Below are 5,110 nucleotides of genomic sequence, written 5' to 3'. Positions count from 1 at the left end.
GGCCCCGCCGGTCCGCGTCCGGACCCGGGCATGGTGCCGCAGCGTCCCGCTGCGGGCGCCCCGCGCCCGGGCCCCGGCGGCGGGCGCCGGTCCGGCGGCCGACCGGGGGCGGCGCGGTGGCGGACGCAGTGGGAGCGCGGGGTGGCGGCCCGGCGCGGGCGGCCGCCTCGTCGCCCGTATCTGTGCGGGAGGGTCGGGGCGGTGGGAGCGGTCGCCCCGCCGGTCCGGGCTGCGCCGCCCCCGCCGCGTCACGGGTGCGCCGGTCAGCAGCGCCGTACGGGTGTCCCCTCGGCGACGGGGTACGCGGCGCGGGCGTCCAGCAGCAGGGGCACCAGGGCCCGCAGGGGCTGGCGGAGCGGCACGAGGGCGCCGCCGCCCCGTGCGGGCACCGTCCGCAGTCCGTGGAGGGCCAGTTCGTCGCCTGCCTCGGCGTGCGCGGCCGGGCTGAGCCGGTAGGCACAGGGCGGGTCCGTGAGGACCTCCCCGGGCGTCGGCGGCTCGTTGTCGGCGCCGCCCAGCATCACCGGACCCCGGTCCGCGTAGCCGGCGAGGCGGGCCGCGGCCGTGGCCGCCCCGATGCGGGCGCGCCGCTCCTCGACGAAGGCGAAGGCCCCTTCCAAGGCGGCCCGTTGGGTATCGACGCGGCGCCGGTGGTCACGGGCGGGGTCGTCCTGGCCGGTGGCCGCCGGGGGTTGGACGCGGGTCTCCACGAGGAGGCCGACCGCGTGTTTGAGACCGGTGGTGTTGCGCAGGATGCGCTCCTGTCCGTCCCCGGCGACCTGCCGGACCGGTTCGCCCGTCACCGGGTCCGTCCAGATGCCGTAGACGCCGCTGCTGAAGCCCGCGCGCTCCGCGGCGGGCCGCACGTACGCCTCGGAGAGGGCGCGGGCCTCCCCGTGCAGGCGGGGGTGGGTGGTGAGGTTGCGGGGCCAGAGGGACAGCAGGTCCTTGGTGTAGTACGGCGGTGAGCCGCGGTACTCGTGCAGGTCGAGCACGACGTGCGGCCGGTGGTCGCGCAGCACGGCGGCGAGGGCCCGGGCCTCCGCGGTGCGCAGGGCGAGGTGGTCGCGGTTGACGTCGACGCCGTCGGCGTTGCCGCGGGTCCCGGCGGCACGGCCGTCCGGGTTGGCGGTGGGCACGACGAGCAGGGTGGTCCGGTCGAGGAAGCGCCGGGTGCCGTCGTCCCGGGCGTAGGCGAGGTCGCGGACGGTGGTGAGGCACGCCTCCCGGCCGGACGGCTCGTCACCGTGCTGGCTGCACACGAGGAGGACCGTCGTCGCCGCGGGCCGCGGGCGGTCGGCGGTGATCCGCACGAGGCGCAGGGGGCGGCCCTGGGCGGTCGTGCCGATGGTGGCGGTGGTCATCCGGTCGCTGCCCCGGTCGACGGCCGCGAGGAACCGCCGCTCTTCGTCGAGTCCCGTCCAGCGCGCGCCGCCGCTGTCCTCGAACCCGGTGCGGGGCGGGCCGGGCGGGGGCGGTGCCGCCTGGGCGGGGGCGCCGGTGGCCGCCAGGGCGGCCGTGCAGGCCGTCAGGGCGAGGGCGAGCAGGAGGCCGGAGGCGTGACGGCGGTTCACCGGGCGGCTCCCGGTGCGGGGACGGCCTGCGGGGGACGCGGCGCGGCCACCCCGCGCAGCGGGACCGCCGTCGCGCCGGGCGGCGGGGACTGGGCCTCGGGCGGTGCCGTCGACGCCGTTCCGGGCGGTGCGGTCGCCGGGCCGCCGGGGCGCGGCAGGGTGGCCAGGGCGTAGGCGAGGGTGCCGCCGACGACGGGCAGCTTGGCGGTGGTGCGGGCCAGGTCGAGGGTGAGGGTCGGCGTGGAGGGGGGCGGCGTGACCAGGTACCGGTCGGTGCCGCCGATGATGAGGGCCAGTCGGTGTCCCGCCGGGACGACGTGGTCGGTGGCGTGCAGGTCGATGGTGAGCGTGTGCGGCCGTCCGGGGGTCAGCGGCCGTCCCCGGTCCGGATCGGCCCAGGTGCCGAGGTCGGCCCAGCCGCGGCTGACGATGGTGAAGTCCACCAGGGCCGTGTCGGCTTCGGTCTCCTTGAAGCAGGCGCTGTCGCCGGCCCGGCTCGCGCCCCAGCAGGTGCGGTGCGGCAGGGTGGTGATGCCTTCGCCGGCGTCGGTGTGGTCGCGGATCACGGCCGGACCGAGGTCGACGAGGACGGCCGTGAGGTGGGCGCTCGTGGTGGAGGGGGTGGCGGTGACCGTGACCTTCGGTGAGCCCGCGAGGCGCAGGTCACGGCTGAGGGGCCGGGTGGTGAAGCCCGCCTTGGCGGCGGTGGTCCGGTCGATCTGCGCCGCCCAGTCGGTTTCGCCGAGGAGCGGGTCGTCGGTGAACGTCTCGGTGGCTCCGGGTGCTGCGGGCAGCAGCCCGAGCGTGCCGACGCCGGGCGCGCTGCCGGGGCCCGGGCGCAGGGTGGTGGTGGCCGTCCGGGACGGCGGCCAGGTCCGGTCGGTGGTCCACCGGTCGGGGGCGCGTTCGATGTCGGCCATGGGCTCCCGTTCGACTCCGTTGTCGTGTCCGAGGAGATAGTGGTCGAACCAGCGGTGCAGGGTGCGGACCCACGCGGCGCGGCGGAAGTCGAAGGGGTCGACGTGCCCGGTCTGGGACAGCCAGATCTTGCGCTCCACGCCGTGCGCGGCCAGGGCCTGCCACCACGCGCCGAGGTGGCCGCTGCGGACGTTGAGGTCCTGCATGCCGTGGACGGCGAACACGCTGGCGCGGACCCGGGAGGCGTCGGGCACGTAGTCCCGCTCCGCCCACAGCGGGGTCCGGTCGCCGGAGCGGGGGGCGCCGTCGACGAGGCGCTGCTGGACGGCCTGGCAGCGGGTGCGGGCGTCGGGGCTGTTGACGTAGTGGGACAGCCGGTCGGGGCCGGAGCCGTAGAGGGGTGCGCCCTGCGAGAAGTAGTAGTCGTACCAGGTGGAGATGGCGCCGATCGGCACGATGGTCTTCAGCCCGCGTACGCCCGTGGCGGCGACGCCGTTGGCGATGGTGCCGTCCCAGCTCTTGCCGATCATGCCGGTGGCGCCGGTGGTCCAGCCGGTGGCGCGGGCGCGCTGGGCGCCGGTGCGGGTGGTGTAGCCGCGGGCCCGGCCGTTCAGCCAGTCGACGACGGCCTTGGCGGAGAGGATGTCGGAGCGTCCGCCGACGTCGACGCAGCCGTCGGAGCGGTTGGTGCCGGCGAGGTCCACGGCGACGAAGGCGTAGCCGCGCGGCACGAAGTAGTTGTCGTAGAACAGCGGGAACTGCTCGGGGGTGCCGTCGGGTCCGTACGTCTTCTTCTGGCTCTCGTTGCCGCGCCCGCAGCAGGAGTAGTACGGGCTGGCGTCCATGATCACGGGGACCCGGTGCCCCCGCTCGGCGGCCTCGCGGGGCCGGATGATGTCGGCCGCGACCCGGTCGGTGGCGCCGTCGCCGTCGCCGTCGAGCCCGGTGTCGACCCAGACCGATTCGCGGATGGCGTTCCCGTACGCGTAGACGGGTGCGGAGGCGCGGGCTTCGGGCGCGGGGCCCGGGGTGGCGGGCGGGGCCGCGCGGCCCCCGGGGGCGGGGCCTTCGACTGCGGGCGCGGCCGCGCGGGCGGCGGGCGCCGGGGCGAGGACGGCCGCGAGGGCGGTCGCGAAGGCGGCGGCCGCGGTCGCCAGGGCTCTGCCTGCGGGGAGGCGGCGGTGCGACGGGAAGGGGCGGGGGCTGCTCGAAGGGTGGGGTCTGCGCGCTCGGAGGGGCGTCAGCATCGGCATGGGCGGACGGTACTGCGCCCAACTCCCTGTCGAAAGAGCGCGATTGAGGAAAGGGACGGGGACGGAGAAGGGCCTTGCGCGTGCCCTCCGGCGCCGGGACCGGGCGAGGAGCCGTGGCCCGCGCGGCCCGCCCCGCAGGTCGCTCCGCCCCGGCCGCCCCGTCGAGGGCCGGGCCGGGCAGCACCGGACCAGAAGGATGAGAGCGCTCTCAGAAGGCGCTCGACCGGATATTCTGACTGGTGTACGCCGTGTCGCAGCGCTCCGAGGAGTCTCCCTTGCCCGATCCGACCCCTGGGGTCCGTCCCACCCTGGAAGCCGTCGCCGCCCGTGCGGGGGTGTCCCGGGCCACGGTCTCCCGTGTCGTGAACGGCGGGGCCGGCGTGCGCCGGCCCCTGGTGGAGCGGGTGCGCAGGGCCGTCGAAGAGCTGGGCTACGTCCCGAACCACGCGGCGCGGACCCTGGTGACCCGGCGCAACGGCGCGGTCGCCGTGATCATCGCGGAGCCGGAGTTCCGGGTCTTCTCCGACCCGTTCTTCGAGCAGCAGGTGCGCGGCATCAGCCGCGAGCTGACCGCGCACGACTCGCAGCTGGTGCTGCTCTGGGTGGAGGGGCCGGGCGAGTACGACCGGATCGCCCGCTACCTGGGCGGCGGCCATGTCGACGGCGCGCTGGCCTTCTCGGTGCACGACGACGACGAACTGCCGTCGATCATACGGAGGATGCGCGTGCCCACCGTGTTCGGGGGACGGCCCGGCTGGTCCGGCCCACCCCACGAACACGGCGGGCACGCCGTGCCGTACGTGGACGCGGACAACCGGGGCGGGGCCCGGGAGGCGGTGCGCTACCTGGTGTCGCTGGGGCGGCAGCGGATCGCCCACATCGCGGGGCCGCACGACCAGACGTCCGCCGTGGACCGGCTGGACGGCTACCGCGACGTGCTGATGCTGGACGCCGACCCGGAGCTGGTGGCGCAGGGCGACTTCACCGTGGAGAGCGGCGCCCGCGCGATGGCGGAGCTGCTGGAGCGGCGGCCCGACCTGGACGCGGTGTTCGCCGGCAACGACCTGATGGCGTCGGGCGCCCTGCGAGTGCTTCGGGAGAGGGGGCTGCGGGTGCCGCAGGACGTGGCGCTGGTCGGCTTCGACGACATGGCCTCGGTCGCCGAGGCGACGGACCCGCCGCTGACGACGGTCCGCCAGGACATCGAAGGCATGGGCCGCCTGATGGTCCGGCTGCTCATGCGCTCCATCGGCCAGGACGGCGGCGGGTCCGGGACGGCGCAGCCCGCGCCGGGCTCGGTGATCACTCCGACGGAGCTGGTGCGGCGGGCGTCGGCGTGACGCCCCGGCCGCGGCGACGTCCGCC

3 protein-coding genes are annotated in these 5,110 nt (G+C 76.7%); 1 reads left to right on the top strand and 2 read right to left on the bottom strand.

Annotated features, from left to right (window positions below):
- Nucleotides 1–263: 263 nt before the first annotated feature.
- Both BJP40_RS12020 and BJP40_RS12015 read right to left on the bottom strand, forming a co-directional pair.
- Entirely contained in the window at nucleotides 264–1,574 is a 1,311-nt protein-coding gene (locus BJP40_RS12020) for a M14 family zinc carboxypeptidase (protein WP_079171103.1), read from the bottom strand.
- Nucleotides 1,571–3,739 (bottom strand): Xaa-Pro dipeptidyl-peptidase, encoded by a 2,169-nt coding sequence (locus BJP40_RS12015; RefSeq protein WP_079171104.1) that lies wholly within the window; start codon nucleotides 3,737–3,739, stop codon nucleotides 1,571–1,573. The genes BJP40_RS12020 and BJP40_RS12015 overlap by 4 nt, the downstream gene beginning before the upstream one ends.
- A 281-nt stretch (nucleotides 3,740–4,020) precedes the next feature.
- Here BJP40_RS12015 and BJP40_RS12010 point away from each other — a divergent pair, with 281 nt between their 5' ends.
- Complete coding sequence (locus BJP40_RS12010) at nucleotides 4,021–5,085, top strand: LacI family DNA-binding transcriptional regulator (protein ID WP_071280363.1); 1,065 nt, start codon at nucleotides 4,021–4,023, stop codon at nucleotides 5,083–5,085.
- Nucleotides 5,086–5,110 lie beyond the last annotated feature (25 nt).

Origin of the sequence: Streptomyces sp. CC53, assembly GCF_001865245.1 — a bacterium.
In the GTDB taxonomy this organism is placed as follows: Bacteria; Actinomycetota; Actinomycetes; order Streptomycetales; family Streptomycetaceae; genus Streptomyces.
This window is presented reverse-complemented; position numbering and strand designations above follow the sequence as displayed.